This window comes from Streptomyces brevispora (assembly GCF_007829885.1).
Classification (GTDB): Bacteria; Actinomycetota; Actinomycetes; order Streptomycetales; family Streptomycetaceae; genus Streptomyces; species Streptomyces brevispora.
Window position 1 is genome coordinate 5652875 of the sequence record NZ_VIWW01000001.1, and the last position, 26999, is coordinate 5679873.

The 26999-nt window shown below is 71.0% G+C and carries 25 protein-coding genes; 20 read left to right on the forward strand and 5 right to left on the reverse strand.

What is annotated here, in order from left to right; all coding sequences use genetic code 11:
• Positions 1 to 12: 12 nt before the first annotated feature.
• Genes pcaDC through FHX80_RS26215 form a run of 3 tightly spaced genes read left to right on the forward strand, consistent with a single transcriptional unit; the run spans position 13 to position 2793 of the window.
• Positions 13 to 1290 carry a bifunctional 3-oxoadipate enol-lactonase/4-carboxymuconolactone decarboxylase PcaDC gene (gene pcaDC, locus FHX80_RS26205; protein WP_145766435.1) on the forward strand — a complete coding sequence of 426 codons (1278 nt, stop codon included), beginning with the start codon at positions 13 to 15 and terminating at the stop codon, positions 1288 to 1290.
• 21 nt (positions 1291 to 1311) lie between these two features.
• On the forward strand, positions 1312 to 1965 hold the full coding sequence (locus tag FHX80_RS26210) for an MBL fold metallo-hydrolase (RefSeq protein WP_208764818.1): 654 nt from the start codon (positions 1312 to 1314) through the stop codon (positions 1963 to 1965).
• A 48-nt stretch (positions 1966 to 2013) separates the two neighbouring features.
• Entirely contained in the window at positions 2014 to 2793 is a 780-nt protein-coding gene (locus tag FHX80_RS26215; protein WP_145766437.1) for an exodeoxyribonuclease III, read from the forward strand.
• Here FHX80_RS26215 and FHX80_RS26220 read toward each other — a convergent pair whose 3' ends face one another.
• Positions 2794 to 4002, reverse strand: coding sequence for a Cmx/CmrA family chloramphenicol efflux MFS transporter (locus tag FHX80_RS26220; RefSeq protein WP_145766438.1), 1209 nt, complete (start codon positions 4000 to 4002; stop codon positions 2794 to 2796).
• A gap of 485 nt (positions 4003 to 4487) precedes the next feature.
• Between FHX80_RS26220 and FHX80_RS26225 the strand changes: the two genes are divergently transcribed.
• From FHX80_RS26225 to murJ, 6 genes are all read left to right on the forward strand, one after another.
• Entirely contained in the window at positions 4488 to 4928 is a 441-nt protein-coding gene (locus tag FHX80_RS26225) for a DUF6278 family protein (protein ID WP_145766439.1), read from the forward strand.
• Positions 4929 to 5099: 171 nt separating this feature from the next.
• Entirely contained in the window at positions 5100 to 5843 is a 744-nt protein-coding gene (locus FHX80_RS26230) for an amino acid ABC transporter ATP-binding protein (protein WP_145766440.1), read from the forward strand.
• 14 nt (positions 5844 to 5857) lie between these two features.
• The gene (locus tag FHX80_RS26235) at positions 5858 to 6769 is read left to right on the forward strand and encodes a glutamate ABC transporter substrate-binding protein (RefSeq protein ID WP_145766441.1); all 912 of its coding nucleotides are present in this window, start codon (positions 5858 to 5860) and stop codon (positions 6767 to 6769) included.
• A gap of 16 nt (positions 6770 to 6785) precedes the next feature.
• Positions 6786 to 7430, forward strand: a complete 645-nt coding sequence (locus tag FHX80_RS26240) for an amino acid ABC transporter permease (protein ID WP_145766442.1) — start codon at positions 6786 to 6788, stop codon at positions 7428 to 7430.
• Complete coding sequence (locus FHX80_RS26245; RefSeq protein ID WP_145766443.1) at positions 7427 to 8299, forward strand: amino acid ABC transporter permease; 873 nt, start codon at positions 7427 to 7429, stop codon at positions 8297 to 8299. Before FHX80_RS26240 ends, FHX80_RS26245 begins: the two co-directional genes overlap by 4 nt.
• A 528-nt stretch (positions 8300 to 8827) precedes the next feature.
• Positions 8828 to 10537 (forward strand): murein biosynthesis integral membrane protein MurJ, encoded by a 1710-nt coding sequence (gene murJ, locus FHX80_RS26255; protein WP_411977569.1) that lies wholly within the window; start codon positions 8828 to 8830, stop codon positions 10535 to 10537.
• A 51-nt stretch (positions 10538 to 10588) separates the two neighbouring features.
• Here the strand turns inward: murJ and FHX80_RS26260 are convergent, their stop codons facing one another.
• Positions 10589 to 11332: a hypothetical protein gene (locus FHX80_RS26260; protein ID WP_145766445.1), complete on the reverse strand. Its 744-nt coding sequence runs from the start codon at positions 11330 to 11332 to the stop codon at positions 10589 to 10591.
• A gap of 104 nt (positions 11333 to 11436) precedes the next feature.
• Here FHX80_RS26260 and ggt point away from each other — a divergent pair, with 104 nt between their 5' ends.
• Complete coding sequence (ggt, locus tag FHX80_RS26265; protein ID WP_145766446.1) at positions 11437 to 13245, forward strand: gamma-glutamyltransferase; 1809 nt, start codon at positions 11437 to 11439, stop codon at positions 13243 to 13245.
• A 145-nt stretch (positions 13246 to 13390) separates the two neighbouring features.
• Positions 13391 to 14092 carry a glycoside hydrolase family 75 protein gene (locus FHX80_RS26270; protein WP_145766447.1) on the forward strand — a complete coding sequence of 234 codons (702 nt, stop codon included), beginning with the start codon at positions 13391 to 13393 and terminating at the stop codon, positions 14090 to 14092.
• A gap of 6 nt (positions 14093 to 14098) precedes the next feature.
• Here FHX80_RS26270 and map read toward each other — a convergent pair whose 3' ends face one another.
• Positions 14099 to 14866, reverse strand: a complete 768-nt coding sequence (gene map, locus FHX80_RS26275; RefSeq protein ID WP_145766448.1) for a type I methionyl aminopeptidase — start codon at positions 14864 to 14866, stop codon at positions 14099 to 14101.
• A 41-nt stretch (positions 14867 to 14907) separates the two neighbouring features.
• Between map and FHX80_RS26280 the strand changes: the two genes are divergently transcribed.
• From FHX80_RS26280 to FHX80_RS26300, 5 genes are all read left to right on the forward strand, one after another.
• Positions 14908 to 15177: a helix-turn-helix domain-containing protein gene (locus tag FHX80_RS26280; RefSeq protein WP_145766449.1), complete on the forward strand. Its 270-nt coding sequence runs from the start codon at positions 14908 to 14910 to the stop codon at positions 15175 to 15177.
• A gap of 82 nt (positions 15178 to 15259) precedes the next feature.
• A complete protein-coding gene (locus FHX80_RS26285) occupies positions 15260 to 15640 on the forward strand; it encodes a PPOX class F420-dependent oxidoreductase (RefSeq protein ID WP_145766450.1) in 381 nt (126 codons plus the stop codon).
• A 151-nt stretch (positions 15641 to 15791) separates the two neighbouring features.
• Positions 15792 to 17234 (forward strand): hypothetical protein, encoded by a 1443-nt coding sequence (locus FHX80_RS26290; RefSeq protein ID WP_208764729.1) that lies wholly within the window; start codon positions 15792 to 15794, stop codon positions 17232 to 17234.
• 197 nt (positions 17235 to 17431) lie between these two features.
• Entirely contained in the window at positions 17432 to 18274 is an 843-nt protein-coding gene (locus tag FHX80_RS26295) for a nitrilase-related carbon-nitrogen hydrolase (RefSeq protein ID WP_145766451.1), read from the forward strand.
• Positions 18271 to 19554, forward strand: a complete 1284-nt coding sequence (locus FHX80_RS26300) for an aspartate aminotransferase family protein (protein ID WP_145766452.1) — start codon at positions 18271 to 18273, stop codon at positions 19552 to 19554. Before FHX80_RS26295 ends, FHX80_RS26300 begins: the two co-directional genes overlap by 4 nt.
• A 95-nt stretch (positions 19555 to 19649) precedes the next feature.
• Here FHX80_RS26300 and FHX80_RS26305 read toward each other — a convergent pair whose 3' ends face one another.
• Entirely contained in the window at positions 19650 to 20597 is a 948-nt protein-coding gene (locus tag FHX80_RS26305) for a hypothetical protein (protein ID WP_145766453.1), read from the reverse strand.
• 349 nt (positions 20598 to 20946) lie between these two features.
• Here FHX80_RS26305 and hydA point away from each other — a divergent pair, with 349 nt between their 5' ends.
• Complete coding sequence (hydA, locus tag FHX80_RS26310) at positions 20947 to 22347, forward strand: dihydropyrimidinase (protein WP_145766454.1); 1401 nt, start codon at positions 20947 to 20949, stop codon at positions 22345 to 22347.
• A gap of 11 nt (positions 22348 to 22358) precedes the next feature.
• Positions 22359 to 23372 (forward strand): TIGR03842 family LLM class F420-dependent oxidoreductase, encoded by a 1014-nt coding sequence (locus FHX80_RS26315; RefSeq protein WP_145766455.1) that lies wholly within the window; start codon positions 22359 to 22361, stop codon positions 23370 to 23372.
• A 547-nt stretch (positions 23373 to 23919) separates the two neighbouring features.
• On the opposite strand, the gene FHX80_RS26320 is transcribed toward FHX80_RS26315, so the two are convergent.
• Positions 23920 to 24693 carry a hypothetical protein gene (locus FHX80_RS26320; protein ID WP_145766456.1) on the reverse strand — a complete coding sequence of 258 codons (774 nt, stop codon included), beginning with the start codon at positions 24691 to 24693 and terminating at the stop codon, positions 23920 to 23922.
• Positions 24694 to 24892: 199 nt separating this feature from the next.
• On the opposite strand from FHX80_RS26320, the gene FHX80_RS26325 reads away from it, so the two are divergent.
• Positions 24893 to 25255: a hypothetical protein gene (locus FHX80_RS26325; protein WP_145766457.1), complete on the forward strand. Its 363-nt coding sequence runs from the start codon at positions 24893 to 24895 to the stop codon at positions 25253 to 25255.
• A 265-nt stretch (positions 25256 to 25520) separates the two neighbouring features.
• On the forward strand, positions 25521 to 26972 hold the full coding sequence (locus FHX80_RS26330) for an amidase (protein WP_145766458.1): 1452 nt from the start codon (positions 25521 to 25523) through the stop codon (positions 26970 to 26972).
• Positions 26973 to 26999: the final 27 nt, after the last annotated feature.

Sequence of the window (26999 nt, forward strand, 5' to 3'; positions counted from 1 at the left end):
AGCGTGAGGCGGATGAGCGAGACGACGCAGCAGACCCTCCAATACCGCTTTGACGGGCCAAAAGACGCGCCTGTCCTGATCTTGAGCCCCTCTCTCGGTACCACATGGCACATGTGGGACCGGCAGATATCCGCGCTCATCCAGAACTGGAGAGTCTTCCGCTTCGACCTCCCGGGCCACGGCGGCGCACCCGCCCACCCGGCCACCGCCGTCGGCGACCTCACCGACCGGTTGCTCGCCACCCTCGACGGCCTCGGTGTCCAGCGCTTCGGCTACGCGGGCTGCTCCATCGGCGGTGCGATCGGCGCCGACCTCGCGCTGCGCCATCCGCACCGGGTCGCCTCGCTGGCCCTGGTGGCCTCCTCGGCCCGGTTCGGCAGCGCCGACGAATTCCGGCAGCGCGGGGTGATGGTCCGCACCAACGGACTGGAGCCGATGGCCCGCACCGCGCCGGAGCGGTGGTTCACCCCGGGGTTCGCCGCCGCCCAGCCCACCATTGTCGAGTGGGCCGTCCAGATGGTCCGCACCACCGACCCGGGCTGCTACATCGCGGCCTGCGAGGCCCTCGCGGCCTTCGACATCCGTACGGAACTGGGCCGGATCGGCGTCCCCACGCTCGTCCTGGTCGGTGCCGAGGACCAGGTCACCGGCCCCGGCGACGCCCGCACCCTGGTCGCCGGCATACCCGACGCCCGGCTCGCACTCGTCCCCGGCGCCTCCCACCTGGCCCCGGTCGAGCAGCCCGGAGCCGTCACCGACCTCCTGCTCACCCACTTCTCCGCCGCCTGGCAGGACACCCAGGCGGCCATCCCGGCGCCCGTCTTCGTCCCGCAGCCCTCCGCCCCCGTGCTGCCCGTCGCGGAGATCACCGCGGCCACCACACTGCCCGTGGCACCCTCCGAGGGGCGCGCCGACCCGTATCCGCCGGGCATGAGGATCCGCCGCGAGGTGCTCGGGGACGCCCATGTGGACGGCGTCATGGCCGCCTCCGACGACTTCACCGACGACTTCCAGGAACTCGTCACCCGCTACGCCTGGGGCGAGGTGTGGGCCAGGGAGGGGCTGGACCGGCGCATGCGCAGCACCGTCACGCTCACCGCGCTGGTCGCCTCCGGGCATCTGGAGAGCCTGGCCGCACACGTCAGCGCGGCCCTGCGCAACGGCCTGACCCCGGCCGAGATCCGGGAGGTCCTGCTGCAGACGGCCGTGTACTGCGGGATTCCGGCCGCGGGCGCCGCCTTCACGATCGCGCAGACGGTGATTCAGGCCGAAACGACGCCGCCCGCGTAGCAGGATGGGCACATGAACGCTGTGAACCCCGAGCCGTTCGCGCTCACGCTGACCAAGAAGTCCCACTCCTGCATCCGTCTGGAGAAGGCCGGGCGCACGCTCGTCATCGACCCGGGCGGCTTCTCGGAGCAGGATGCCGCGGTCGGCGCCGAGGCGATCCTGGTGACGCACGAGCACCCCGACCACTTCGACGAGGGGCGGCTGCGGGCCGGTCTGGAGGCCAACCCGGCCGCCGAGATCTGGACCCTGCGCAGCGTGGCCGGGCAACTCGCGGCGGCGTTCCCGGGACGCGTCCACACCGTCGGCCACGGCGACACCTTCACGGCCGCCGGGTTCGACATCCAGGTGCACGGCGAACTCCACGCGGTGATCCACCCGGACATCCCGCGGATCACCAACATCGGCTTCCTGGTGGACGACTCGCTCTTCCACCCCGGCGACGCACTCACCGTGCCCGACCGCCCGGTCGACACCCTGATGCTTCCGGTGATGGCTCCGTGGAACAAGATCTCCGAGGTCATCGACTACGTCCGCGAGGTCGGGCCGCGCCGCGCCATCGACATCCACGACGCGCTGCTCACCGATCTCGCCCGCCCGATCTACGACAACCAGATCGGAGCCCTCGGCGGCACCGACCACGGGCGCCTGGCACCGGGGGACACAACGGGCCTGTGAGGGGCGGCGCCCCGGCGGCTGTCAGTGGGAGCCGCTAGGTTTACGTCCATGCGCATCGCCACCTGGAACGTCAACTCGATCACCGCCCGCCTGCCGAGGCTGCTCGCCTGGCTGGAGAGCACCGGCACGGACGTGCTGTGCATCCAGGAGACCAAGTGCACCGCCGAGCAGTTCCCGGCGGAGGCGCTCCGTGAGCTCGGCTACGAGTCCGCGGTCAACGCCACCGGCCGGTGGAACGGGGTGGCGATCGTCTCCCGGGCCGGCCTGTCCGACGTCGTCACGGGGCTGCCCGACGGCCCCGAGTACGACGCCGTGCAGGAGCCCCGCGCGATCAGTGCGACCTGCGGTCCCGTCCGCGTCTGGTCGGTGTACGTGCCCAACGGCCGCGAGGTCGAGCACGAGCACTACGCGTACAAGCTGCGCTGGCTGGAGGCACTGCGGAAGGCGGTGGCGGCGGACGCCGCGCGGGCGCTGCCGTTCGCGGTCCTCGGTGACTTCAACGTGGCCCCGACCGACGAGGACGTCTGGGACCCGGCCCTCTTCGAGGGCGCTACCCACGTCACCCCGGCCGAGCGGGCCGCGCTCGCGGCGCTGCGCGAGGAGGGCCTCTCCGACGTCATGCCGCGCCCCCTGAAGTACGACCGCCCCTACACCTTCTGGGACTACCGGGAGCTGCGCTTCCCCAAGAACAAGGGCATGCGGATCGACCTCACCTACGGCAACGCCCCGTTCACCGCCGCCGTCAAGGACAGCTACGTGGACCGCGAGGAGCGCAAGGGCAAGGGCGCGTCCGACCACGCCCCGGTGGTCGTCGACCTCGACCTCTGATCACGGCCCGTGCTCAGGCGCCCGCCCTGGCCCCGGACGCAGCGCCGGGCCCGGGGCCGGTGCTGGTGCTGGGCGGCAGGCCCGAGCGGCGCCGGCGGTGCCGAGTGCCAGGATCATCAGCAGGGCGCTCACCCACAACGGTGAGCGGAAGCCGAACCCCGCATCGATCGCCCGCCCTCCGATCCAGGGGCCCAGCGCGCCGCCCACATTGAACGCCGCGGTGGCGAACGAACCGGACAGCGTCGGCGCACCGTCCGCCAGGCGGAACACCTGCGAGATCAGCGCGGTACCGGTGCCGAACGCCAGCATCCCCTGGACGAGAACGAGCGCGACCACCGCCACCGGGCTCACCGCCGTCCACGCGAACAGGGCCCAGCCGGCGGCGAGCGACACCAGACCGGCCGCGGTCAGCGCGTCCGGCCGGGAGTCGATGATCCGGCCGCAGACGGTGACCCCGATGAACGAGCCGACCCCGAACAGGGCGAGCAGGGCGGGCACCCACGCGGAGCCGAACCCGGTGACATGTGTGGCGATCGGTTCGAGGTACGAGAACGCGCAGAAGGTCGCGCCCTGGACGAGCGCGCTCGTCAGCAGTGTCAGCTGCAGCCCGCGCCCTGCCAGGCTCCGCAGTTCGGCGCGGGTGCCCGGCAGGGTGGCCGGGGGCCGCCCCGCCGGAATCGTCGCCGCGATCACGGCGATCGCCGGCAGCGAGACGAGGGCGACGGCCCAGAAGGCCGCCCGCCACCCCCACTGCCCGCCCAGCCACGCCCCGGCAGGCACCCCCGCCACACAGGCGACGGTGACGCCGCCGACCACCACGGAGGTGGCGCGGGCCCGGGCCCCGGGCCCGGCGAGGGCGACCGCGGTCACCAGGGCAACCGCCCAGAAACCGGCGTTGGCCAGCGCACCGACGACCCGCGTCGCGAGCAGCAGGCCATAACTGGAGGTGACCGCGCCCAGGACATGGACGGCGGCGAAGACGCAGAGGAAGAACAACAGGGAGCGCCGGCGTGGCCAGTTGCGCCCCAGGAGCGCCATCAGCGGCGCCCCGATCACGATGCCGACGGCGAACGCCGAGGTCAGCAGAGCTGCGGCGGGGATGGAGACGTGCAGGTCGTCGGAGATGCCCGAGAGCAGGCCGGACAACATGAACTCGGAAGTGCCCTGGGTGAAGACGGCGAGCCCGAGCGCGTAGACGGCAAATGGCATGAAGGAACCCCCATGGACGGCTGATGGACAGAAACGGTGGGGGATGCGGGCCGCACCCGCTCGCTTCACGAGCGCCAACGCGGCGGAACGGTCACTGCGATCGTGGCCGTGACACGGCACATCGACGGAACCGTGATCGTCGGGGATCTTCACCCTTGCGCATACGCCGAAGCGCAGCCCGCACCCCATGGGTCCGGGGTGGTAGCCGTGTACGACCGGACCGGACGGGGTCCGGCCGGTCCTGACGCCACCGGGGACCGGTGGCTAGCTTCTGTCCGACTCGGGGCTGCACATGATCGCGAACGTATCAGTGCGCGGCGGGACGTCACCACGCCATTTCCCTGCCGGTCCCCGATGTCACCGAGATCATCAATGTTGCCGAGTGTGCGCAGGTGGACGCGAGGGGTGCGTCAGGTGTTCAGTACTCGAACGGCGGGCCGCGCGTCCTGTGGTGCGGATCCGGGCCGGGATGCGACCCTGAGCGGATGAACATCCCCTTCTTGGACCACTGGCGTAAGCGTCACGACGGAACGCGGGAGGCGGGGCTCGCCGCGGCCGTCGACGCTGATCCGGAAGGCGTGGCCCAGCTCCTCGCCGAGTGTGACCTGCTCCGTGTCCGGGCCGGGGAGCGTGGGCTCGAACTCGACGACAGCCCGGCCTCGTTGGCGGAGCTGGACCAGTTGCCGCCGCGCTGGCGCGACGACCCGGAGGAGTTGCCCTGGCTGGGCAATGACGCGGGGCTCTATCTGGGCACGGTCCTGGTGCGCAACGTCCCCGGTGCGCTCTGGCACATCTGGCCGAGCGGCCAGCCCGTGGTGCGGCTCGCCTCCGGGCGCGAGATCGATGTGGTCGAGGCCGGTCTGGGCTGGGCGATGTCGGGAAGTCCCGAGCTGTCCCAGGTGTACTCGGAGTCGGCGGAGGGCTGAGGCGGGCGTTCGGGCCGGGTGGCTCCTGCTTTGTTCCGCAGTGCGACGAGTTCGCGGTGCGGCGAGATAAAACGCCTTATGCCCCATTTATGCGTGTCGGGTGTGAAGTCCCTTGCCGGGATGGATAGTTTGCGCTGACCTCGACCAAGCGATAAGTGGGTAGGGCAGCGTATGGCCGTCGATCCGTTGATCGAGCTGCGTGACGTCAATAAGTTCTACGGAAAGTTGCACGTACTGCAGGACATCAATCTCACCGTCGGCCGCGGGGAGGTGGTGGTGGTCATCGGCCCCTCCGGCTCCGGCAAGTCAACACTCTGCCGGACCATCAACCGGCTCGAAACGATCGAGTCGGGCCACATCACACTCGACGGCAAGCCCCTTCCCGAGGAGGGCAAGGGGCTGGCGCAGCTGAGAGCCGAAGTCGGCATGGTCTTCCAGTCGTTCAACCTCTTCGCGCACAAGACCGTACTGGCGAACGTCTCGCTCGCCCAGCTCAAGGTGCGCAAGCGGAAGAAGGACGAGGCCGACCAGCGGTCCCGGGAACTGCTGGAACGCGTGGGCCTCGCCTCGCAGGCCGACAAGTTCCCGGCCCAGCTCTCCGGCGGCCAGCAGCAGCGCGTGGCCATCGCCCGCGCCCTCGCCATGGACCCCAAGGCGCTCCTCTTCGACGAGCCCACCTCGGCACTCGACCCGGAGATGATCAACGAGGTGCTGGAAGTGATGCAGCAACTCGCCCGGGAGGGCATGACCATGGTCGTCGTCACGCACGAGATGGGATTCGCCCGGTCCGCTGCCAACCGGGTCGTCTTCATGGCCGACGGCCGCATCATCGAGGACCGCTCCCCGGAGGCCTTCTTCACCGCGCCGGCGAGCGACCGCGCCAAGGACTTCCTGTCCAAGATCCTCAAGCACTGACGGGAGTCCCTGTGTTGCGTACGAGGAAAGTACTGGCCGCCTGTGCCGGCCTGCTGCTGGCCGTCCTGGCCGCCGGCTGCGGCAAGGAGGGCAGCCCGCCGGTGAAGGGGCCGAAGGCCGGAGCGCTGCCGGTCTACCAGGTCGACACCGGCTTCCGCCTGCCGGACTCCAGCACCTGGACGAAGGCGAAGAGGCGCGGATACCTGCGGGTGGGCGCCAAGGAGGACCAGCCCTATCTGGGCGAGAAGGACCCGGCCACCGGGGTCTACTCCGGCTTCGACATCGAGATCGCCCGGATGATGTCGGCCGCGCTGGGCTTCGACCCGAAGACGATCCGGTTCACGACGATCGCCTCGGCCAACCGCGAGACGGCGTTGCAGAACGGGCAGATCGACTACTACGTCGGCACCTACACGATCAACGACATGCGCAAGAAGCTCGTCGGATTCGCCGGCCCCTACTACATGGCCGGGCAGGGGCTGCTGGTCCGCAGGGACGAGAACGACATCCACGGTCCGCAGGACCTGGCGGGCAGGACGGTCTGCTCGGCGGCGGGTTCGACCCCGTACCAGCGGATCGCTGCCGACTACCCGAAGGCGCATCTGGTCGCCTACGACACGTACTCGATCTGTGTCGACAACCTGCTGACCTATCAGGTCGACGTCGTCACCACCGACGACGCGATCCTGCTGGGCTTCGCCGCGAAGGCACCCAAGGAGATGAAGGTCGTCGGAAAGCCGTTCTCCCGGGAGCCGTACGGCATCGGCGTGCCGCGCAGCGACAACGCGCTGCGGTTCGCGCTCAACGACGCGCTGGAGGCCAACGAGAAGAACGGCAACTGGAAGAAGGCCTTCGAGGCCACACTCGGCCTCTCCGGGGCGCCCGCACCGACGCCGCCGCCCATCGACCGCTACCCGGCGACCTGAGAGGACGACCAGAACCATGGACGTACTCACCGAGAACTTCTCGCTCTACGGCAAGGGCTTCCTCGGAACCCTCGAACTCACCGTCTACGCCTCGATCCTGGCCATGGTCCTAGGGTTCGTGATGGCCTCCTGCCGGGTGGCGCCCGTCGGCTCGTTCCGGGTGCTCGGCACGGTATGGGTCACAGTGCTGCGCAACACCCCACTGACCCTGCTCTTCTTCGCCGTACTGCTCGGGCTGCCGCGCTTCGGCCTGGTGCTGCCGTTCAAGGTCTTCGCGGTCCTCGCGCTCGGCTGCTACACCTCCGCGTTCATCTGCGAGGTGCTGCGCTCCGGCATCAACACCGTGCCCAAGGGCCAGGGCGAGGCGGCACGCAGCCTCGGGATGACGTTCGGACAGACGCTCGGCAACGTGGTGCTTCCACAGGCGTTCCGTTCGGTGATCCCGCCGATCGGCTCGACGCTCATCGCGCTGGCCAAGAACTCGGCGATCGCCGGGGCGTTCAGCGTCACCGAACTGCTCGGCACCTACAAGACCCTCAACGAGCTGGGATACAGCATCATCTGGACCTTCGTCTGGATCGCCGTCGGGTACCTGATCATCACTCTGTCCATCAGCGCGCTCTTCAACGTGATGGAGAAGCGCTGGGGAGTCGCCCGATGACCACCCACTCCGCACCCTCCACCACCGCGCTCTACGACATCCCCGGACCGCTGACCCGCAAACGGCATCTCGTCTACGGAGTCGTCTCGACGATCCTGATCCTCGCCCTGGTCGGCTGGGTCATCTACCTGCTCTTCGACACCGACCAGTTCACCAGTGCCAAGTGGTCGCCCTTCGCGTACAAGGGCATCCAGGAACTGCTGCTGCGCGGCCTCGGCAACACCCTCAAGGCGTTCGCGTACGCCGCGGTGCTCTCGCTGGTACTCGGTGCCGTCCTCGCCGTCGGACGGCTCTCCGACCACCGGCCGGTGCGCTGGGTCGCCACGGTCCTCGTCGAGTTCTTCCGCGCCATGCCCGTACTGGTGATGATCTTCTTCATCTTCGTCGCGCTGAAGGTGCAGCCGCTGCCCGCGCTGGTCGCCGGGCTGACCCTGTACAACGGCTCGGTGCTCGCCGAGGTGTTCCGCACCGGCATCAACTCGGTGGAACGCGGCCAGCACGAGGCGGCGTTCGCCCTCGGTATGCGCAAGACACAGGTCATGACCTTCGTCCTGGCCCCGCAGGCCGTGCGCGCGATGCTGCCCACCATCATCAGCCAGCTGGTGGTGGCGCTGAAGGACACCTCGCTCGGATACCTGATCACGTACGAGGAATTCCTCCATGCGGGGAAGCTGATCGCCTCCAACCTCGACTACGATCTTCCCTTCATCCCCGTGGTGATGGTGATCTCGCCGATCTACATCGGGATGTGCATGCTGCTCTCCTGGTTCGCCACCTGGGTGGCCAAGCGGGAGCGGCGCAATCCGAAGACGGAGGCGGTGGACGTCGCACCCGCCGAACCGGGAACGCTCCTGCCGGGAGCGCAGTAGCCGGGGTCCGCCGCGAGGCGGTACCCGGGAGCGGTGCCCGCCCGGCAGCAGTCGGTGATCACTTCTCGTGCAACGGCGCGGACCCGATGACGGTCCGCGCCGGCGAGGGGAAGGTCAGCTGTGAGCCGGGCTGTGCTCGGTGTGCAACGGGCCGACGGCAACAGGCCGTCAGGGCGCGCCGGTGACCGGCCGGGACGCCGTGGAAACCGGAGAACATCTCCGGGCCCACGGGCAACGGCCGGCCCGGTGTCCGCCCGGAGCGCACTGGCGAGTCCACGGCCCGGAGCGCACTGGCGGTTCCACGGCCCGCTCAAGCACGCCGGGGCGGAACGGTACGCGCCACGTCCGGTATTCTTCCCCCTTCGATCCCGACGACCGCCCCCTCACGCCACCGCACCGACGCCCCTGCGCGCCGCAGGCCGGCACGGGTGCGCAGGTCGTGGAGACCCTCGGAGAGTGGGAGACATCGGTGACCGGAGCAGCCGGCAACACCTTGTACCGGGCGTTTCGGCCCTGCCCGGCCCGCCGGTGACGGCCGCGGACGCGACCACCGGCACGGTCGCCGAGCAGGAGCAGGAGCAGGAGCAGGAGCGCGAGCAGCAGGGCTCCGGCTCGGTGCTGCGCAGCGGCGCCGTCATGGCCGCCGGATCCGTCGTCTCGCGGGCGACGGGATTCATACGCTCGGCGGTCGTCGTGGCCGCGCTCGGCACCGGACTGAGGGCCGACGGCTACACGGTCGCCAACACCGTGCCCAACATCATCTACATGCTGCTGATCGGCGGCGCCCTGAACGCCGTCTTCGTCCCCGAACTGGTCCGGGCCGCCAAGGAACACACCGACGGCGGGGCCGCGTACACCGACCGGCTCCTCACCCTCTGCACGGCCGGGCTGCTCGTCCTCACCGCGCTCGCCGTCGCCGGCTCCCCGCTGATCATCTCCCTGTACGCCCCCACCTACGGCGGGGACCAGGCCGAACTCACCATCGCCCTGGCCCGCTACTGCCTGCCCCAGATCCTCTTCTACGGGCTCTTCACGCTCCTCGGGCAGGTGCTCAACGCCCGCAACAGGTTCGGGGCGATGATGTGGACCCCGGTCCTCAACAACGTCGTCATCATCGCGGTGTTCGGGCTCTACCTGTGGACCGCGGCGGGCTCGGACGGCAGCCTGACCTCCGCACAGGCCCAGTTGCTCGGCTGGGGGACCACGGCAGGGATCGTCGTGCAGACCCTGGCGCTCGTCCCCGCCCTGCGGGCCGCGAAGTTCCGCTGGCGGCCGCGGTTCGACTGGCGCGGCAGCGGTCTCGGCCGGCCGCTGCGCGCGGCCGGCTGGCTCGTCATGCTGGTGCTGACCAACCAGGCCGCCTACTGGGTGGTGACCCGGCTCTCCACCGCGACCGGCCAGCACGCCGTGGACCAGCATGTGGCGGGCGGGGCGGGCTACACCGCGTACAGCTACGCCTACCAGCTGTGGGTGGTTCCGCAGGGCATCGTGACCGTCAGTCTCGTCACGGCGCTGATGCCGCGGATGAGCAGGGCGGCGGCCGAGGGCGATCTGGGCGGGGTGCGGCGGGACGTCTCGTACGCGCTGCGGACTTCCGCGGCGGTGGTGATCCCGGCCGCCGCCGCCCTGCTCGCGCTCGCACCGTGGGTGATGGGGGCGGTGTTCGGTTACGGACGCACGGGCCAGGCGGACATCACCGTGATGGCGGGCATGATGGCGGCCTTCGCGCCGGGGCTCATCGCCTTCTCCGGGCAGTACGTGCTCTCCCGCGGGTTCTACGCGATGAGTGACACCCGTACGCCGTTCCTCCTGAACCTGGTCATCGCGGCGCTCAACGCCGGCCTCTCGGTCGCCGCCTATCTGCTGCTGCCCGCGCGCTGGGCGGTCACGGGCATGGCCGGGGCGTACTCCGTGGCGCTGTTCGCCGGGTTCGCCGTCACCGCGTACGTACTGCACCGAAAGCTGTCGGGGAGCGGTGCGGACCGCCCCTCGCTGGTGCGCTCGCCCGGAGTGCGGGCACATGCGCGGCTGGTGGCCGCCTGCGTGCCCGCGGGACTGCTCGCGTACGCGGCGGCCCGCGCCGTCGACACGGAGGGGTCCGGGCTCGGGGACTTCGGCGCGGCGGGCGCGGGCGTGACGGTCCTCCTCCTGGTGGTGGCGCTGCTGGCGCGTCCGCTGCGGCTGACCGAGGTCGGCACCGCGCTGGCGGCCGTCCGGAGCCGGCTGCGGCGGACCTGAGATCCGGCCCACCGCAGCGTCCGCGCGAGGAGCCCGTGGGCCGCGCGGGGCTCAGCCCGCGGCGCGGTGCGAGGTGCGCGGCGGGGGTACGGGGGCCTGCGCCGCCCGGGTCACGTCCGCCACCAGTTCCAGCACATCGGGGCCGTACGCCTGTGAGTTGACCACCTTCAGCAGCAGGCAGAAGCTGTTGTTGCCGTGCTTGCGGGACAGCCGCTCGAAATTGCGGGCCAGATACCGGGACGCCGCCTGGTTGGTGATCGCCTGCTGTCCGCAGAACAGGAAGACCGGGCGGGCCTCCTGACCTGCCGTCAGTCGGGCCAGCAGCACGTACTCGGCGACACCCTTCTCCGCCCGGTAGCGCTCCGAGCCGATCTGGAAGGCGCCCCGGTCCGGGCCGGGCTCGGCGTCGGTGTTCACTTTCACGCCGGGCAGCAGCGAATGCAGATGCGCGGCCATCCGGCGGTTGGAGACCGGTCCGCCGACGCAGAACTCGGTCCGCTCGCCGAACCCCTGCTGGGCGATGTCGTGGGACAGGATCTGGGCATGCGCCGAACAGTCCTTGATCAGCGCGGAGAGTTCGAGCAGGGCGAAGACGTCGTGCCGGTGGACGGCGCCGTCGCCGCCCGCGTCGCGGTTGACGACGAGCAGGCACTCCGAGTTCCCCGGCAGTCCGAAGAACGCCTGCTTGCGGCGGAGCTTGCGGCGCCAGAGGTAGGTGCGCGCGAGCCAGCCGAGGGTGGCGCTGATGCCGGCGGCTATCACGCCCAGCACGATGTTGCGTACGTCGTCAGTCATGGGCGGGCATGGTAGCGGGCATTCGGCCTCAAGTCCGAGGTGGACCTGACGGGGTGGCCGGGGCGGGGCTACCCTGCGCGGACGATCCTTCACTGGAGGTATGCATGCGACGCTCCGTCGTGCGGAACGTGTCGTTCTTAGGTGTTCTCGCCGCTGTGGTGTCGGTCGGGGCGGCTGCCCCGTCCTCGTCCGCGCCACCGGTCGCGCCGCCGGCCAAGTCCCCCGTCGCGGTGGGATACGGGGGAGCGGTCTCCAGCGTCGACGCCGACGCGACCGCCGCCGGCATCGAGGTGCTCCGCAAGGGCGGTAACGCGGTGGACGCGGCCGTGGCGACCGCGGCGGCGCTCGGGGTGACCGAGCCGTACTCGTCGGGGCTGGGCGGTGGTGGCTACTTCGTCCACTACGACGCCAGAACCCGTACCGTGCAGACCATCGACGGCCGTGAGACCGCACCGCGCAGCGCGGACTCCTCGCTCTTCGTGGAGAACGGGAAGCCGCTCGCCTTCGATGACGCGGTCACCAGCGGACTCGGCGTCGGCACGCCCGGCACCCCCGCCACCTGGAAGACCGCACTCGACACCTGGGGCAGCAAGTCGCTCCGGCAGGTGCTGAAGCCGGCCGAGCGCCTCGCCCGGGACGGCTTCGTCGTCGACAGCACGTTCCGGTCGCAGACGGAGGGCAACCAGGCCAGGTTCGCCGACTTCCCGGCGACCAGGAAGCTCTTCCTGCCCGGTGGTCAACTTCCCGTGGTCGGGTCGGTGTTCAAGAATCCCGACCTGGCGCGCACCTATGACGAGGTCGGCCGCAAGGGCCTCGACGAGATCTACCGGGGCAAGCTGGCCGAGGACGTCGTGCGGACCGTACGCAATCCGCCCGTCGACCCCACGTCATCCAGGGTGGTGCGGCCGGGCGACCTCACCACGAAGGACCTGCGTGCCTACCGGGCGTTGCGGCAGGCGCCGACGAAGACCGACTACCGCGGGCTCGACGTGTACGGCATGGCGCCGTCCTCCTCCGGTGGTACGACGGTGGGCGAGGCCCTCAACATCCTTGAGTCCACAGATCTTTCGAAGTCGAGCGAGGCGCAGTATCTGCATCGCTACATCGAGGCGAGCCGGATCGCGTTCGCCGACCGCGGGCGCTGGGTCGGCGACCCGAAGTTCGAGGACGTGCCGACCCAGGGGCTGCTCAGCCAGCGGTTCGCCGATTCGCGGGAGTGCCTGATCAAGGACGACGCGGTGCTGACCAGCCCGCTCGGCCCGGGGGACCCCCGCCACCCGGCCGACTGCGCCACCGGTGGGAAGGCCGCGCCGACGACGTACGAGGGGGAGAACACCACTCACCTGACGACCGCCGACAAGTGGGGCAACGTCGTCGCGTACACCCTGACGATCGAGCAGACGGGGGGCAGTGGCATCGCGGTGCCGGGGCGCGGCTTCCTGCTCAACAACGAGTTGACGGACTTCTCGTTCGCCCCCGCCGCCCCGGCCGTTCACGACCCGAACCTGCCGGGTCCGGGCAAGCGGCCGAGGTCCTCGATCTCGCCGACCATCGTGCTGAAGCACGGACAGCCCGTGCTGGCCCTGGGCTCGCCGGGCGGTGCCACGATCATCACGACCGTGCTGCAGTCACTGATCGGCACGCTCGACCGGGGGCTCCCGCTGGTGGACGCCATCGCGGCGCCCCGTGCCAGCCAGCGCAACGCCGCGGCGACGGAACTCGAACCGGGGTTGTGGAACAGCCCGGTGCGGGCACAACTCGAAGCCCGGGGGCATGTCTTCAAGCCGAACCCGGAGATCGGGGCGGCGACGGGTGTGCAGCGGCTGCCGGACGGGCGATGGCTCGCGGCTGCCGAGACGGAGCGGCGGGGCGGCGGTTCGGCGATGGTGGTGAAGCCGAGCGGCCGGTCCTGATGAGCCGTCAATAGCCTTGTGTGAGGGGCCGGTCATCCGCGGGGAAACCGCGAGGGCCGGCCCCGGGCTATTGACGTGGACATGCCTGTGAGGCACCGTGGTTTTCACGGTAAGGAAACTTTCCTAATAGAAGGGCACCCCCACAGTGCGTATGCGAACGCTTGCCCTCGTCGCAGCCTCCGGCGCCGCTCTGCTCGCGACCGGATCGCTGGCACAGGCCGCTCCGAGCGGCTCCGCCTCCCCCTCCGCAGACATCAGGGAAGGCTCCGTCAGCGCGGCCGACCTGCTGGCCAAGGTCACGTCCTGCTCGCAGATATCCAACGGCAAGTACCGTACGGACGAAGAGACTTCGGCCACGGTACCGGTCTGCGGAAAGAACGGTGCGGTGTTCTGGAAGGCCGACATGGACATCGACTGCGACGGACAGGTGACCACGGCCTGCAACGCGGACACCGACCCGTGGTTCCAGGACGACACCGCGTTCCACACCTCCGGCGGCAAGCCGCTGAGCGCGGAGAAACTGCCGTACGTCGTCGTGCCGAGCAGCAGCAGTATCTGGAACTACAGCGGCGCCGGGATCAAGGGCGGCGGAGTGGTCGCCGTCATCTACGGCGGCAAGGTCGAGTACGCCGTCGTCGGCGACACCGGCCCCAGCAAGATCATCGGTGAGGCCTCCTACGCCACGGCGAAGGCCCTCGGCATCGACCCCGATCCGGAGACCGGCGGTGCCGAATCCGGCGTCACGTACATCCTGTTCAAGAACTCCGTGGTGTCGCCGATCGAGAATCACGCCGCCGCCGTGACAGCCGGCGATGCCCTCGCCAAGCAGTTCCTGCTGAACAACTAGCGTCCGTCACAGCGCGGTCAGGATGCGGGGTCCGTCGTCCGTGATCGCCACCGTGTGCTCGGCGTGGGCGGCCCGGCTGCCGTCGGACGTGCGCAGCGTCCAGCCGTCCCGGTCGGTGTGGAACGCGTCCAGACCGCCGCCGAGCAGCATCGGTTCGATGGCCAGCACCATTCCGTGCCGCAACGGCATCCCGCGACCCGGTCGTCCCTCGTTGGGGACGCCCGGGTCCTCGTGCATGGACCGGCCCACCCCGTGGCCGCCGAACCCCTCCAGGATGCCGTAGCCGGCCGAGCGGCAGACCCGGCCGATCGCGTGCGCGATGTCACCGATCCGGTTGCCGACGACGGCCGCCGCGATGCCCGCGTCCAGTGCCGCGAACGCGGTCTCGATCAGCCGGGTGTCCGCGGGCCGGGCGCGGCCGACGGTGAAGCTGATCGCCGAGTCCCCGACCCAACCGCCCAGTGTCGCGCCCGCGTCGATGCTCACCAGGTCGCCGTCGCGCAGCCGCAGGTCCGTCGGGATTCCGTGCACGACTGCGTCGTTGACGGACGTGCAGATCACGCCGGGGAACGGGACCGGGGCGAAGTCCGGCCGGTAGTTCAGGAACGGTGATCCGGCGCCCGCCTCGCGCAGGACGCCGCGGGCCACCTCGTCGAGTTCGCGCAGCGAGACGCCGACCGCCGCCGCGGTCCGGGTGGCCGCCAGCACCTGTGCCACGACCCGGCCGGCCTCGCGCATGGCTTCGATGGATGTGTCTGTCTTGAGTTGCACCATGCCAATTACTATACCGGTTCAGGCGGTATTAGAATGACGGCATGGTACGAACGCCCCTGACCCCCGAAGAGCGCCTGCGCGGCGAACGGCTCGGCCGGCTGCTCCGCGAGGCGCGTGGCAGCCGCAGCATGGTCGACATCGCCCGCAACGCCGGAATCTCGGCCGAGACGCTGCGTAAGATCGAGACCGGCCGCGCCCCCACCCCGGCCTTCTTCACCGTCGCGGCACTGGCCGGCGCGCTCGGCCTCTCGATGGACGAACTGCTCCTGCGCTGCGCCCCGGAGCCGGATGCCGTTCCGCTGGCCGGATAGCGGTGGAGGGGCGGCAGGGGGTGCGCTCCGAGAGTCGTGCCTGCCCTGCGGGCCGCACCCGTGCGGTGCGTAGGGTTGCGCCATGAGCCTTCAGAAGTTCGCCCGAAGCGAGTACGTCAGCCTCACCACGTACCGGAAGGACGGCACACCCGTCGCCACACCGGTCTGGGCGGCCGTCGAGGGGGAAGAGCTGCTCGTCTGGACCAAGGCCGATTCGTGGAAGGTCAAGCGGCTGCGCAACGACAGCCGCGTCCTCGTCACCGTCTGCGACGTGCGCGGCCGGATCGCGCAGGGCGCCCCGAGCTCCGAGGGGACCGGCCGGCTGCTCGACGCAGAGGGCACGGCCGCCGTGCGCCGGGCCATCGGCCGCAAGTACACCTGGAAGTACTGGCTGCTCGACTACCCGGCGATGATCTTCCGGCTCGGCAAGCGACCGCACACCGGGATCGCCATCACCTTCTGAGTCCCGGACGTGCGCGCGACGGGGCGCACGTGGCTGTGCCCGTACGACGCCCGCACCAGGACCGAAAAGAGCGCGTAGTCGTCCCGTAACACACCTGCGGTCGAATGCCTGCGGACTGGAAGGTTCCAGCCGACGGCGGCCGGGGGACAAAATGACGGTGCATCAACCTACGGTGTCCATAGGCGAGTTCGCGCGCTATCTGCGGTACCTGACGCAGCTGCTCGATCCTGCTCGGGGCTGGTACGGCGTCTTTCGCAGACGCGACCCCGAGGGGATGCGGGCCTGCCTGGAAGGCGTCGAGATCCCGCCCTGGGATGTGATGGAGTCGCTCTTCGCGGATCTCGCGACGGCACGCGGCGCCGTGTTCGCCGAACTGGAGTCGGCGCGCGCGGCCGAGCTCCACGCCGCCTCGGCCGCGGCCCACGACCGCCGCCCCGGCGGGCGTCGGCAACTCGTGGAACGGCTGGAGCTGATGCTGCGGGAGCAGGCGCACGCCGCCCAGCGGCTGCGTACGGCCCGTGCGGGCGGCGAGGCGGGCGCGGCGGACGCCGAGTCGGCTGCCTGGGCCCGCGACGACCACGAACGCGCCGCGGCCCGCTGCACGGAGCTGCGCCGACGCCTCGCCGCGGTGGCGGCGCCCACGGGCCGGCTCCGCGATGGGCCGGAACCCGAAACCGGGGTGCTGGACCCCGGTCCGGGGCAGGCACGGGACCGGCGTCCGGGGTCGGCGCCGGACCCCGCCCCCCGAGTCGTGCCCGAACCGGCTGGTCCCGCCCCTGCCCCCGCCCCGCCCGCCCCCGGGTGGGCGCCGCCCACGGCACCAGCCCCGCCCGCCCCCGGGTGGGCACCGCCCGCGGCACCCGCCGCCCTCGCCCCGCCCGTGCGCCGACGGCCGAGGGGTGCCCGGTTCGCCGGGCTGGACGTGGATGAGGAGAGCCCCGGGTCCGTCGCGCCCGTCCCACCGGTCCCGCCGGCGGCGGCCACCGTGCCGCGCGGTGCCCGGTTCGGCGGTGCTCCGGGCGCGGACGGGGTCCCGGCCGGACGTGCTGCCGCCGCGCCGGATCCCGCGGCGCTGAAGTCCGCCCGGGACACCGTCGCGGCCCTGCACCGGCTGCGGGCGCAGGGCCGCAGCGGAGAGGCGCACGGGGTGCTCTGCGAGGCGGCCGGGCAGCCCGCGGACCGGCTGCCGGTGCTCGCGGCGGAACTCCAACGGGCGGGGCTCGACGCGGACTGGTCCACCCTGTTGTGGGAGGTCTCCTCGCTGTCCCCGGCGGCGCTCGCGGCAGCGGCGGCCGCGCTGGCCGAGGCGGGGCGGCCGGCGGACTGCGACCGGCTGCTGCGCCAGGGTGTGGCGCGGCCCGCCGCCGAGATCGCCGATGCCGTGGTCGCCCTGGACCGGGCCGGTCGCGGCCCCCAGGCGCAGGCGCTGCTCGGCGCCTTCGTCCGGGTCCGGACACCGCAGGACGCGGCCAGGATCGCGGAGAGCGATCCGCGCCATCTCGTACCGCAACTGCTGGCGGCGGCCCGGGAGGTGTCCCGGGCGCGGGAACGGGACGTGGTGCACGCGCTGAGGGTCGCGGGGATCGGCCGGTAGCGACACGCCACCGGCACCGAGGTCCGCTCCCGCTCCCGGGGATGGACCGCACGGGTGTGAAACATGATCGACTCCGCTGGTTCACGGCGATGGTCTTGCCCCGCTGTGTGACGGGGCTTACGTTCTCCTCTACGCACGTGTCTACGGGCGTAGAAAATGCCAACAGGCTCTCTGACGCCGCGTCGAAGGAGCAGCTCATGTCTCAAGTCGTACGCGCCGCACTCGTCCAGGCGACCTGGACCGGCGACACCGAATCCATGATCGCCAAGCATGAGGAGCATGCCCGCGAGGCCGCCCGGCAGGGGGCGAGGATCATCGGCTTCCAGGAGGTGTTCAACGCCCCCTACTTCTGCCAGGTGCAGGACCCTGAGCACTACCGCTGGGCGGAGGCCGTGCCCGACGGCCCGACCGTGCAGCGGATGCGGGAGCTCGCCCGGGAGACCGGCATGGTGATCGTCGTCCCGGTCTTCGAGGTCGAGCAGTCCGGCTTCTACTACAACACCGCCGCCGTGATCGATGCGGACGGCTCGTATCTCGGCAAGTACCGCAAGCACCACATCCCGCAGGTCAAGGGGTTCTGGGAGAAGTACTACTTCAAACCCGGCAACGTCGGCTGGCCGGTCTTCGACACGGCGGTGGGCAAGGTCGGCGTATACATCTGCTACGACCGGCACTTCCCCGAGGGTTGGCGTCAACTCGGTCTCAACGGGGCCCAGTTGGTGTACAACCCGTCGGCGACCTCGCGCGGCCTCTCCGGCTATCTCTGGCAGCTGGAGCAGCCGGCGTCCGCCGTCGCCAACGAGTACTTCATCGCCGCGATCAACCGCGTCGGCCAGGAGGAGTACGGCGACAACGACTTCTACGGCACCAGCTACTTCGTCGACCCGCGCGGCCGGTTCGTCGGTGACGTGGCCAGCGACAAGGAAGAGGAACTCCTCGTCCGCGACCTGGACTTCGCGCTCATCGACGAGGTCCGTCAGCAGTGGGCGTTCTACCGGGACCGCCGCCCCGACGCGTACGAGGGGCTGGTGGAGCCGTGAGCGGCCTGCACCATCGCCATCTCGCCGTCAGCCCGGACTGGCTGGCGCTCTACTACCGGCACCCGCTGGAGATCACCCATGGCGAGGGCCGGCACGTCTGGGACGCGGAGGGCAACCGCTATCTCGACTTCTTCGGCGGCATCCTCACGACCATGACCGCCCATGCCCTGCCCGAGGTCACCAAGGCGGTCGCCGAACAGGCCGGGCGGATCATCCACTCCTCCACGCTCTATCTGAACCGGCCGATGGTCGAGCTCGCCGAGCGCGTCGTCAGCCTCTCCGGCATCCCGGACGCCCGGGTCTTCTTCACCACCTCCGGCACCGAGGCGAACGACACGGCGTTGCTGCTCGCCACCACGTACCGCAGGTCGAACCAGATCCTCGCGATGCGCAACAGCTACCACGGCCGGTCCTTCTCCGCGGTCTCCATCACCGGCAACCAAGCCTGGTCGCCCACCAGCCTGTCACCGCTCCAGACGCTGTACGTGCACGGCGGCGTCCGCAGCCGCGGACCGTACGCGCACCTGAGCGACGGGGAGTTCATCGCGGCCTGCGTGGCGGACCTGGAGGACCTGCTCGGCCACACCCGGGACGCCGCCGCGCTGATCGCCGAACCCATCCAGGGCGTGGGCGGGTTCACCTCACCGCCCGACGGTCTGTACGCGGCGTTCCGCGAAGTCCTGGACCGGCACGGCATCCTGTGGATCTCCGACGAGGTGCAGACCGGCTGGGGGCGCACCGGCGAGCACTTCTGGGGCTGGCAGGCACACGGACGCAGCGGCCCGCCGGACATCGTCACGTTCGCCAAGGGCATCGGCAACGGCATGTCGATCGGGGGCGTCATCGCCCGCGCCGATGTCATGAACTGCCTTGACGCCAACTCCATTTCGACGTTCGGCGGCTCCCCGGTCACCATGGCCGCCGGCCTCGCCAACCTCTCGTACCTCCTCGAACACGATCTCCAGGGCAATGCCCGCCGGGTCGGCGGACTGCTCATCGAGCGGCTGCGGGCGATCGCCGCCGGATCGGAGTGTGTCCGGGAGGTGCGCGGTCGAGGCCTGATGATCGGCATCGAACTGGTGAAGCCCGGTACGGACGAGGCGAATCCCGAAGCGGCCGCGGCCGTGCTGGAAGCGGCCCGCGAGGGCGGCCTGCTCCTCGGCAAGGGCGGCGGCCACAACACGAGCGTGCTGCGTATCGCCCCGCCCCTCTCGCTCTCCATCCCGGAGGCGGAGGAGGGTGCGGCGATCCTCGCCGACGCGTTGCAAGCGGCGGGGTGAGGCCGCGCGGACGCGGCGCCCCCGGTTCTCGCGAGGGGGCGCCGCCGATGCGGCGCCCCGGTCGTGGCCGAACGGTTCCGGTTCCGCGCGGGCGGCTACCGTCCGACGCGGTCGAACTTCACGGAGCCCCCGTCGTTCTCGTCGTCGGTGCCCCAGATGGCGTGCCGGCCGGACAGGAAGGCGATGGCCTCGATCTTCCGGTTGTCCCGCTTGGTGAAGAGGTTCAGCGGGCTCAGTTCGCGCTCCGGCTTCAGGCGCAGCACCGCGTCGTGGGCCACGTTCACGGTGAGCCGGCCGGCATCGTAGACGGCGGAGGCGAACGGCCCGTCGCCCGCATGGGGGTCCGAGGCCGACGACACCATGACCGTGCCGTCCTGGAGGACCTTCAGGTCGCTGATGTGCCGTACCTCGTCCTGGTCCGGGAACGGCACGGTGAACTCCTGCCGCGCGCTGACGCTGCCGAACTCCACGTCGTACGTGCCGATGCGCACCGAGGAGGCGTACACGACAGCCGGCCGGTCGCCGCTGCCCCGCGTCGCCCACACGGCGAAGGTCCGGCCCGACCGGTCGCGGTGCAGCGCGAAGCCCTCGTAGTCGTCGCCGTCGCGCCGTCCCGGCAGCGCGACGGGATCGGCCTCGGCCGTTGCCCGGCCGTGCGCCACGACGACGTGGTAGGCGTCGCCCCTGCCGGTCACGGCGATGTAGTGGCCGGGGCTGCCGGGGACCGCGTCGAGCGCCTCCAGATCGGCGGGGACCACGCCGAACCACGCGAGTTCCCTGACGACCGGGTCCTGGCCGGGCCGCAGACTCACGGTCGCCACCCTGGCCTCGCGGTCCCCCTTGTTGTCGCGCACGACGACCGCGTCGGCCAGGCCGTGACCCACGGGCGCCCCCTCGACCAGCGCCATGCCGCTCACCCCGCCCAGGATGCCGGAGCCGACCCGCTGCCAGCCGTCGGACGGGCCGTCGGCACCGGCCGCCAGGGGAGCGGTGACAAGGGAGGCGCAGAGGAAGGCCGAGGCGAGGATTGCGTTTCTGATCATGGAGTGAAGCTAGGAGACCGCCCCCGGGATCCGGCGCGAACTGCCGCTCGCCGTCCGGACGGTTCCCCCGCACGGGCTCGCCCCACTCGCCCGACCGGCGCCAGTCCCACCAGCCGTTTCACCCGCCTGGGACCCGCCCCACCGGCGCATACGGCACGCCCCGGCCCCGCACTCGCGCGGCCGTACCGTGCCGCGCACTGGGCCGGTGGGGTGCCGGACCGATGAAACAGAAACGTCTTCAGCGGTTGGCCGCAGCGGTATTGCCACAGTGGGTAACCCACTTCTACGTTCTTCATCACGCACCGGGTCTACGTGCGTAGACCCATTCCGCCACTGTGAGGAGGGGTACATGAGCCGCACCGTCATCCACGGCGGCCTCGTCATCACCGCATCCGACGAGATCCATGCCGATGTACTCGTCGAGGGCGGCCGCATCGCCGCACTCGCCGAGCACGGCAGCGACGCCGCAGAGAGCTGGACCGCCGACCGGAGCATCGACGCCACCGGCAAATACGTCATCCCGGGGGGCGTCGACGCGCACACCCACATGGAGATGCCGTTCGGCGGAACCTTCGCCGCGGACACCTTCGAGACCGGTACCCGGGCGGCGGCCTGGGGGGGCACCACCACGATCGTCGACTTCGCCATCCAGTCCGTCGGGCGCTCCCTGCGCGAGGGGCTCGACGCCTGGTACGCGAAGGCGGACGGCAACTGCGCCATCGACTACGCGTTCCACATGATCCTCGCCGATGTGAACGAGTCCTCGCTCAAGGAGATGGACCTGCTGGTGGCGGAGGGCGTCACCTCCTTCAAGCTGTTCATGGCCTACCCCGGCGTCTTCTACAGCGACGACGGCCAGATCCTGCGGGCCATGCAACGGGCCGGTTCCAACGGCGGCCTGATCATGATGCACGCGGAGAACGGCATCGCCATCGACGTCCTGGTCGAGCAGGCGCTCGCCGAGGGCCGCACCGATCCGCGCTACCACGGAGACGTACGCAAGGTGGCGTTGGAGGCCGAGGCGACCCACCGCGCCATCCAGCTCGCCCGCGTCGCCGGCGCCCCGCTGTACGTGGTGCACGTCTCCGCCGACGAGGCCCTCGCCGAGATCGCGGCGGCCCGCCACAAGGGGCTGCCCGTCTTCGGGGAGACCTGCCCGCAGTACCTCTTCCTCTCCACCGACAACCTCGCCGAACCGGACTTCGAGGGCGCGAAGTACGTCTGCTCCACACCGCTGCGGCCCAGGGAGCACCAGGAAGCACTGTGGCGGGGCCTGCGGAACAACGAACTCCAGGTCGTCTCCACCGACCACTGCCCCTTCTGCTTCTCCGGGCAGAAGGAGATGGGCCGCGGCGACTTCTCGAAGATCCCCAACGGCATGCCGGGCGTCGAGAACCGGATGGACCTCCTCCACCAGGCGGTCGTCGACGGCCACATCTCCCGCCGCCGGTGGATCGAGATCGCCTGCGCCTCCCCGGCCAGGATGTTCGGCCTCTACCCGAAGAAGGGCACCATCGCCCCGGGCGCCGACGCCGACATCGTCGTCTACGACCCGACCGCCGAGCAGACGGTCTCCGCCGAGACCCACCACATGAACGTCGACTACTCGGCGTACGAGGGAAAGCGGCTCACCGGCCAGGTGGAGACCGTGCTCTCGCGCGGTGAGGTCGTCATCGACCGCCGTACGTTCACCGGCCACGCCGGACACGGCATGTACACCCCGCGCGCCACCTGTCAGTACCTGGACTAGGAGCACCTGGTATGGACTTCGGACTCGTCCTGCAGACCGACCCGCCCGCATCGGCCGTCGTCGACCTGATGCGCCGCGCCGAACACAACGGCTTCCGCTACGGCTGGACCTTCGACTCGGCGGTGCTCTGGCAGGAGCCCTTCGTCATCTACAGCCGCATCCTCGAACACACCGAACACCTCGTGGTCGGCCCCATGGTCACCAACCCGTCCACCCGCACCTGGGAGGTCACCGCCTCCACGTTCGCCACCCTCAACGAGATGTACGGCAACCGGACGGTCTGCGGCATCGGTCGCGGCGACTCGGCGATGCGGGTGGCCGGCCGCAGCCCCAACACCCTGGCCACGCTCGGCGAGGCCATCGACGCCATCCGCGACCTCGCCGAGGGGCGCGAGGCCGCGGTCGGCGGGCAGCCGATCAAGATCCCCTGGGTCAAGGACGGCCGGCTGCCCGTCTGGATGGGCGCGTACGGTCCCAAGGCGCTCGCGCTGGCCGGGCAGAAGGCCGACGGCTTCATCCTCCAGCTCGCCGACCCCTTCCTCACCGAATGGATGATCAAGGCGGTCCGCCAGGCGGCGGTGGAGGCGGGCCGCGATCCCGACTCCCTCACCATCTGTGTCGCTGCCCCCGCCTATGTCACCGCGGACGAATCGGCCGAGGCGCTGGCCCACGCACGCGAGCAGTGCCGCTGGTTCGGCGGCATGGTCGGCAACCATGTTGCCGACCTGGTCGCCAAGTACGGCGAGCACTCAGGGATGGTGCCGGACGAGCTCACCGCGTACATCAAGGACCGGCACGGCTACGACTACAGCCACCACGGCCGGGCCGCCAACCCGTCCACCGACTTCGTCCCCGACGAGATCGTCGACCGCTTCTGCCTCCTGGGCCCCGCCGAAACCCACATCGAGAAGCTGAAGCACCTGCGGGACCTGGGCGTCGACCAGTTCGCCGTCTACGACATGCACGACGCGAAGGAGGCCACCATCGACGCGTACGGCTCCACGGTCATCCCGGCACTGGCCTGAGTCCCACCGGCGACGCAGGGACGGAACGGCTTCGAGTGCGGGCCGTGCGCCACCGCGTGGCCGTGCGCCGGAGCCCGTCCGGCACACGGCCACGCGGGCACGCGGCCACGACGCCGTGCAGTCCACCTTGATCGGAGCCGCGGCGGCGTGCCGGTTGCCCGAGGTCTTGCCGCGGTTGTCGAGCACGACGGAGATCTTGCCCGTGCTCACCGGGAACGGCGTTGATCCACCGACCCAGGTGTGCGGTCTGGTTGATCTCGAACGTGTCGATCGCGGTGCTCGGCCTGGCGTCGAAGTACCGGTGGACGGCGTAGTGGGCAGGGTTGCCGCCCACATAACTGATGTCCTTGACGTTCGGGATGTAGACCGAGACCTTGCACGTTCCCTTGGTCTACTGGTGTGCCCATCATGCCTGTTATTGCAGGTCGACCGCCATGGTGGCAGACCCGACCGAGCGACATGAAGGCCCCTCCAGCGCGGTGCACAGCAATCGTGTCATGGCCGGGTCGGTCGGGCTGCCCGCCACCCGGTGCTCACCGGCCGGGCGTCACGCCGTCTGCGTCGTACGGCCCAGCAGGGCGTTGATGTCGAACGTTTCGTCCGGCGGGGGAGTGGACGTGGGCACCGGCTTGTCGAAGGCGGAGAAGTCCACGGTCGCGTCCGTCCCGTCGCCCCGAAGGGTGAGCCGCAGCGGATACGGCGTTCCGGTGGCCGCCACGTACAGGGTCAGCGTCGTGTTGTCCCGCATCCTGGTCAGCGGTACGACGGACGCCTTACCGAGCGTGGTCGTCGCGGCCTTGTTGAGCGTGCCGGCCTGGTTGTCCGCGTTGTCGCTGACCAGCTTCTGGACGGTGTCGAGATCGCAGGCCCTGGTCAGCGCGAGCAGTCGGGGGTCGGTGGCCGAGGCCCGCATGTAGCGGCCGTTCAGGATCGCGGCGAAGGCCGGGCCGCCGTCGGGGACCTGGTTCTTCCAGAAGTCCGCGTCCGGTTTGACCCAGACGTCGTTGCCGTGCTTGATGATCCGCGCCGATCCCTGGCTGTGGCCGAGGTCCACCGAGCCGTCGCAGTTGCCGCTGCGGTCCAGGGTGAGTTCCACGGACATCGGCGTGCTGCCCTTGTGGAGGTTCCCGCGCGCGCTGAGGTGCATGGAGTGCGCGTCGAGCAGGGCGTCGCGGGCGCGGTCGGCGATCTGCTGGGAGGTGAGAGTGCTGATGTCGTCGGCCTGTGCGACGCCGCTGCCGATGAGGCTGCTGCCGGTGACGGAGAGCGCGATCGCCGTGGCCCATGCGGCCGGGCGTGTGCCGAGGTGTGGACCGGTCACGTCGCCTCCTCGAAAGGTTCTGACGGAACTGTTCAGGTCTGTGGCCCGATCTTCCGAGCGTACGCCGGGGCAGCGGCGCACGCCCGGCGGAGGGACGGCGCGCGAACGCGTACGCGGCGTGACGTCCTGCGGGTTTTTCGGTTATGGGGGCGGGGGACGGTTGCCGGGGCATCCGGTTCGTCACGACCGAGAGGGAATCATGAAGAAGTCCATGCGGAGTCTGTCCGGTGCCGTGCTGCGGGGCGCCGCCGTCGCTGGGCTGACCGCGGCGTTCGCGGTCGCCGCCGGCCTGGCCACGGCGGTCTCGGCCGCCACCCCGACGGCGACACCGCCGGGGCTGTCCTGCGAGACCGGCAAGCACGCCGTCGACGACTACACCGGCTACGCGCTGTGCCGGAACAACGGGGGTGCGGCGCGGACCTTCTGGGTGCACCTGGTCTGCGGCTGGTCCCCGGACGTCGACGGCGAGCACGTCACGCTCAGCCCGGGTCAGTCAGGCCAGTCGACCGCCCACTGCGCAGGGCTCGGCACCGGGATCGGCGAGATCACCGTCCGGCCGTAGCCGTAGCCGTAGCCGTAGCCGTAGCCGTAGCCGTACTGCCGTAGGGCTGGGGGAGCCGTAGGGCTGGGGGAGCCGTAGGGCCGCGAGGAGTCGCGCGTGAGCGCTCTCGCGGGCCCCGCGCGCTCATTCGGCCTACACCTCCCGCCGAACGCTTGAGCGGACCACCCCGACTCGTTACCCTCCAGTAACGACCGCGGGCGAGGTCGTAGGTTCGTTCGGGCGGACAGGTGCGCGCACCTGACGGTACGAGGGAGGCGGGCAGCACATGTCCTCAGCGGATTCCATCGAAACGGACGTCGCGGCCCCGGCCGGACTTGCCGACAGCGCACGGGCGCTGGCGGACGGCCGCACCACCGCCACGGAGCTCGTCTCCGCCGCCCTCGCCCGGATCGAGGCGAGCCAGGGCACCCTCAACGCCTTCCGCCAACTGCGGGCCGAGGCCGCACTCGCCGAGGCCGCCGAGGCCGACCGGCGGCTGGCCGCGGGGGAGCGGCTGCCGCTGCTGGGAGTGCCCGTCGCGGTCAAGGACGACACCGATGTCGCCGGGATGCCCACCTACTTCGGCTGTGCGGGGGAGCTGCCCGCCGCCACCGCGGACAGCGAGGCCGTACGCAGACTGCGTGCCGCCGGGGCCGTGATCGTCGGCAAGACCAACTCCTGCGAACTGGGCCAGTGGCCGTTCACCGAGGGGCCCGCCTTCGGCGCCACCCGCAACCCGTGGAACACCGACCACACCCCCGGCGGTTCGTCCGGCGGTTCGGCGGCAGCCGTCGCGGCCGGGCTGGTGCCCGCCGCGCTCGGCTCCGACGGCGCCGGGTCCGTCCGCATCCCGGCGGCCTGGACCCATCTCGTCGGCATCAAACCGCAGCGCGGCCGGATCTCCGTGCACCCCCACAGCGACGCCTTCCAGGGCCTCACCGTCAACGGACCGCTGGCCAGGACCGTCGCCGACGCCGCCCTGCTCCTGGACGCCGTCGCGGGGGCGCACCCCGACGACCCGCACCGCCCGCCGCCCGTCGAGGCCCGCGCCGCCGCCCTCCGCGACCCGGGCCGGCTGCGCATCGCTGTCGCCTGGCGCCCCCCGCTCACCCTCACCGGGACCGCACCCCACCCGGAGGTACGGCGCGCCGTCACCGCGCTCGCCGAGGCCCTGGCCGCGCTCGGCCACCACGTCGAGGAGGCCCGGCCCCGCTACGGGCTGATCGGCCTCGGCTTCGTGCCCCGCGCCACCGCGGGGATCGCCGAACTCGCCGCGCTGCATCCCGAGCCCGCGCTCCTGGACGCGCGCACCCGCAGCGCCCTGCGCACCGGCACCCGGCTCGGCGGCCGGGTGGTGCGGGCGGCGAGGGACCGGGAGGTGCGCCAGCACCGTCGGATCGGCGCACTGTTCCACCCCTCCCGCGGCCGGGCCGGATCGGGGTTCGATGTGCTGCTCACCCCGACCACCGCCCTCCCGCCGCCCCGGATCGGCAGCTTCGACGGGCTGAGCGCCTGGCGCACCGACGTGGCGATCACCGAGGCCTGCCCGTACGCCTGGCCCTGGAACGTACTGGGCTGGCCCGGGATCAACGTCCCCGCCGGGTTCACCTCCGACGGCCTCCCCGTCGGCGCCCAGCTGCTCGGCCCCTCCCGCAGTGAGGAACGGCTGATCTCGCTGGCCGCCCAGCTGGAGGCCGACCGGCGCTGGTACGAACACCGCCCGCCGGCCGCCCCGTAGCGCGCACCGCGGACGGCGTGCCCTCCT

Excerpts from the sequence above, each read along its gene's own strand:
- FHX80_RS26290 (WP_208764729.1), top strand. The coding sequence starts at position 15,792 with ATGACGGTGCATCAACCTACGGTGTCCATAGGCGAGTTCGCGCGCTAT.
- FHX80_RS26315 (WP_145766455.1), top strand. The coding sequence starts at position 22,359 with ATGGACTTCGGACTCGTCCTGCAGACCGACCCGCCCGCATCGGCCGTC.
- FHX80_RS26325 (WP_145766457.1), top strand. The coding sequence starts at position 24,893 with ATGAAGAAGTCCATGCGGAGTCTGTCCGGTGCCGTGCTGCGGGGCGCC.
- FHX80_RS26230 (WP_145766440.1), top strand. The coding sequence starts at position 5,100 with ATGGCCGTCGATCCGTTGATCGAGCTGCGTGACGTCAATAAGTTCTAC.
- FHX80_RS26305 (WP_145766453.1), bottom strand. The coding sequence starts at position 20,597 with ATGATCAGAAACGCAATCCTCGCCTCGGCCTTCCTCTGCGCCTCCCTT.
- map (WP_145766448.1), bottom strand. The coding sequence starts at position 14,866 with ATGGTGCAACTCAAGACAGACACATCCATCGAAGCCATGCGCGAGGCC.
- FHX80_RS26220 (WP_145766438.1), bottom strand. The coding sequence starts at position 4,002 with ATGCCATTTGCCGTCTACGCGCTCGGGCTCGCCGTCTTCACCCAGGGC.
- pcaDC (WP_145766435.1), top strand. The coding sequence starts at position 13 with ATGAGCGAGACGACGCAGCAGACCCTCCAATACCGCTTTGACGGGCCA.
- FHX80_RS26225 (WP_145766439.1), top strand. The coding sequence starts at position 4,488 with ATGAACATCCCCTTCTTGGACCACTGGCGTAAGCGTCACGACGGAACG.
- FHX80_RS26295 (WP_145766451.1), top strand. The coding sequence starts at position 17,432 with ATGTCTCAAGTCGTACGCGCCGCACTCGTCCAGGCGACCTGGACCGGC.
- ggt (WP_145766446.1), top strand. The coding sequence starts at position 11,437 with ATGCGACGCTCCGTCGTGCGGAACGTGTCGTTCTTAGGTGTTCTCGCC.
- FHX80_RS26240 (WP_145766442.1), top strand. The coding sequence starts at position 6,786 with ATGGACGTACTCACCGAGAACTTCTCGCTCTACGGCAAGGGCTTCCTC.
- FHX80_RS26330 (WP_145766458.1), top strand. The coding sequence starts at position 25,521 with ATGTCCTCAGCGGATTCCATCGAAACGGACGTCGCGGCCCCGGCCGGA.
- FHX80_RS26215 (WP_145766437.1), top strand. The coding sequence starts at position 2,014 with ATGCGCATCGCCACCTGGAACGTCAACTCGATCACCGCCCGCCTGCCG.
- FHX80_RS26280 (WP_145766449.1), top strand. The coding sequence starts at position 14,908 with ATGGTACGAACGCCCCTGACCCCCGAAGAGCGCCTGCGCGGCGAACGG.
- FHX80_RS26260 (WP_145766445.1), bottom strand. The coding sequence starts at position 11,332 with ATGACTGACGACGTACGCAACATCGTGCTGGGCGTGATAGCCGCCGGC.
- FHX80_RS26245 (WP_145766443.1), top strand. The coding sequence starts at position 7,427 with ATGACCACCCACTCCGCACCCTCCACCACCGCGCTCTACGACATCCCC.
- FHX80_RS26285 (WP_145766450.1), top strand. The coding sequence starts at position 15,260 with ATGAGCCTTCAGAAGTTCGCCCGAAGCGAGTACGTCAGCCTCACCACG.
- hydA (WP_145766454.1), top strand. The coding sequence starts at position 20,947 with ATGAGCCGCACCGTCATCCACGGCGGCCTCGTCATCACCGCATCCGAC.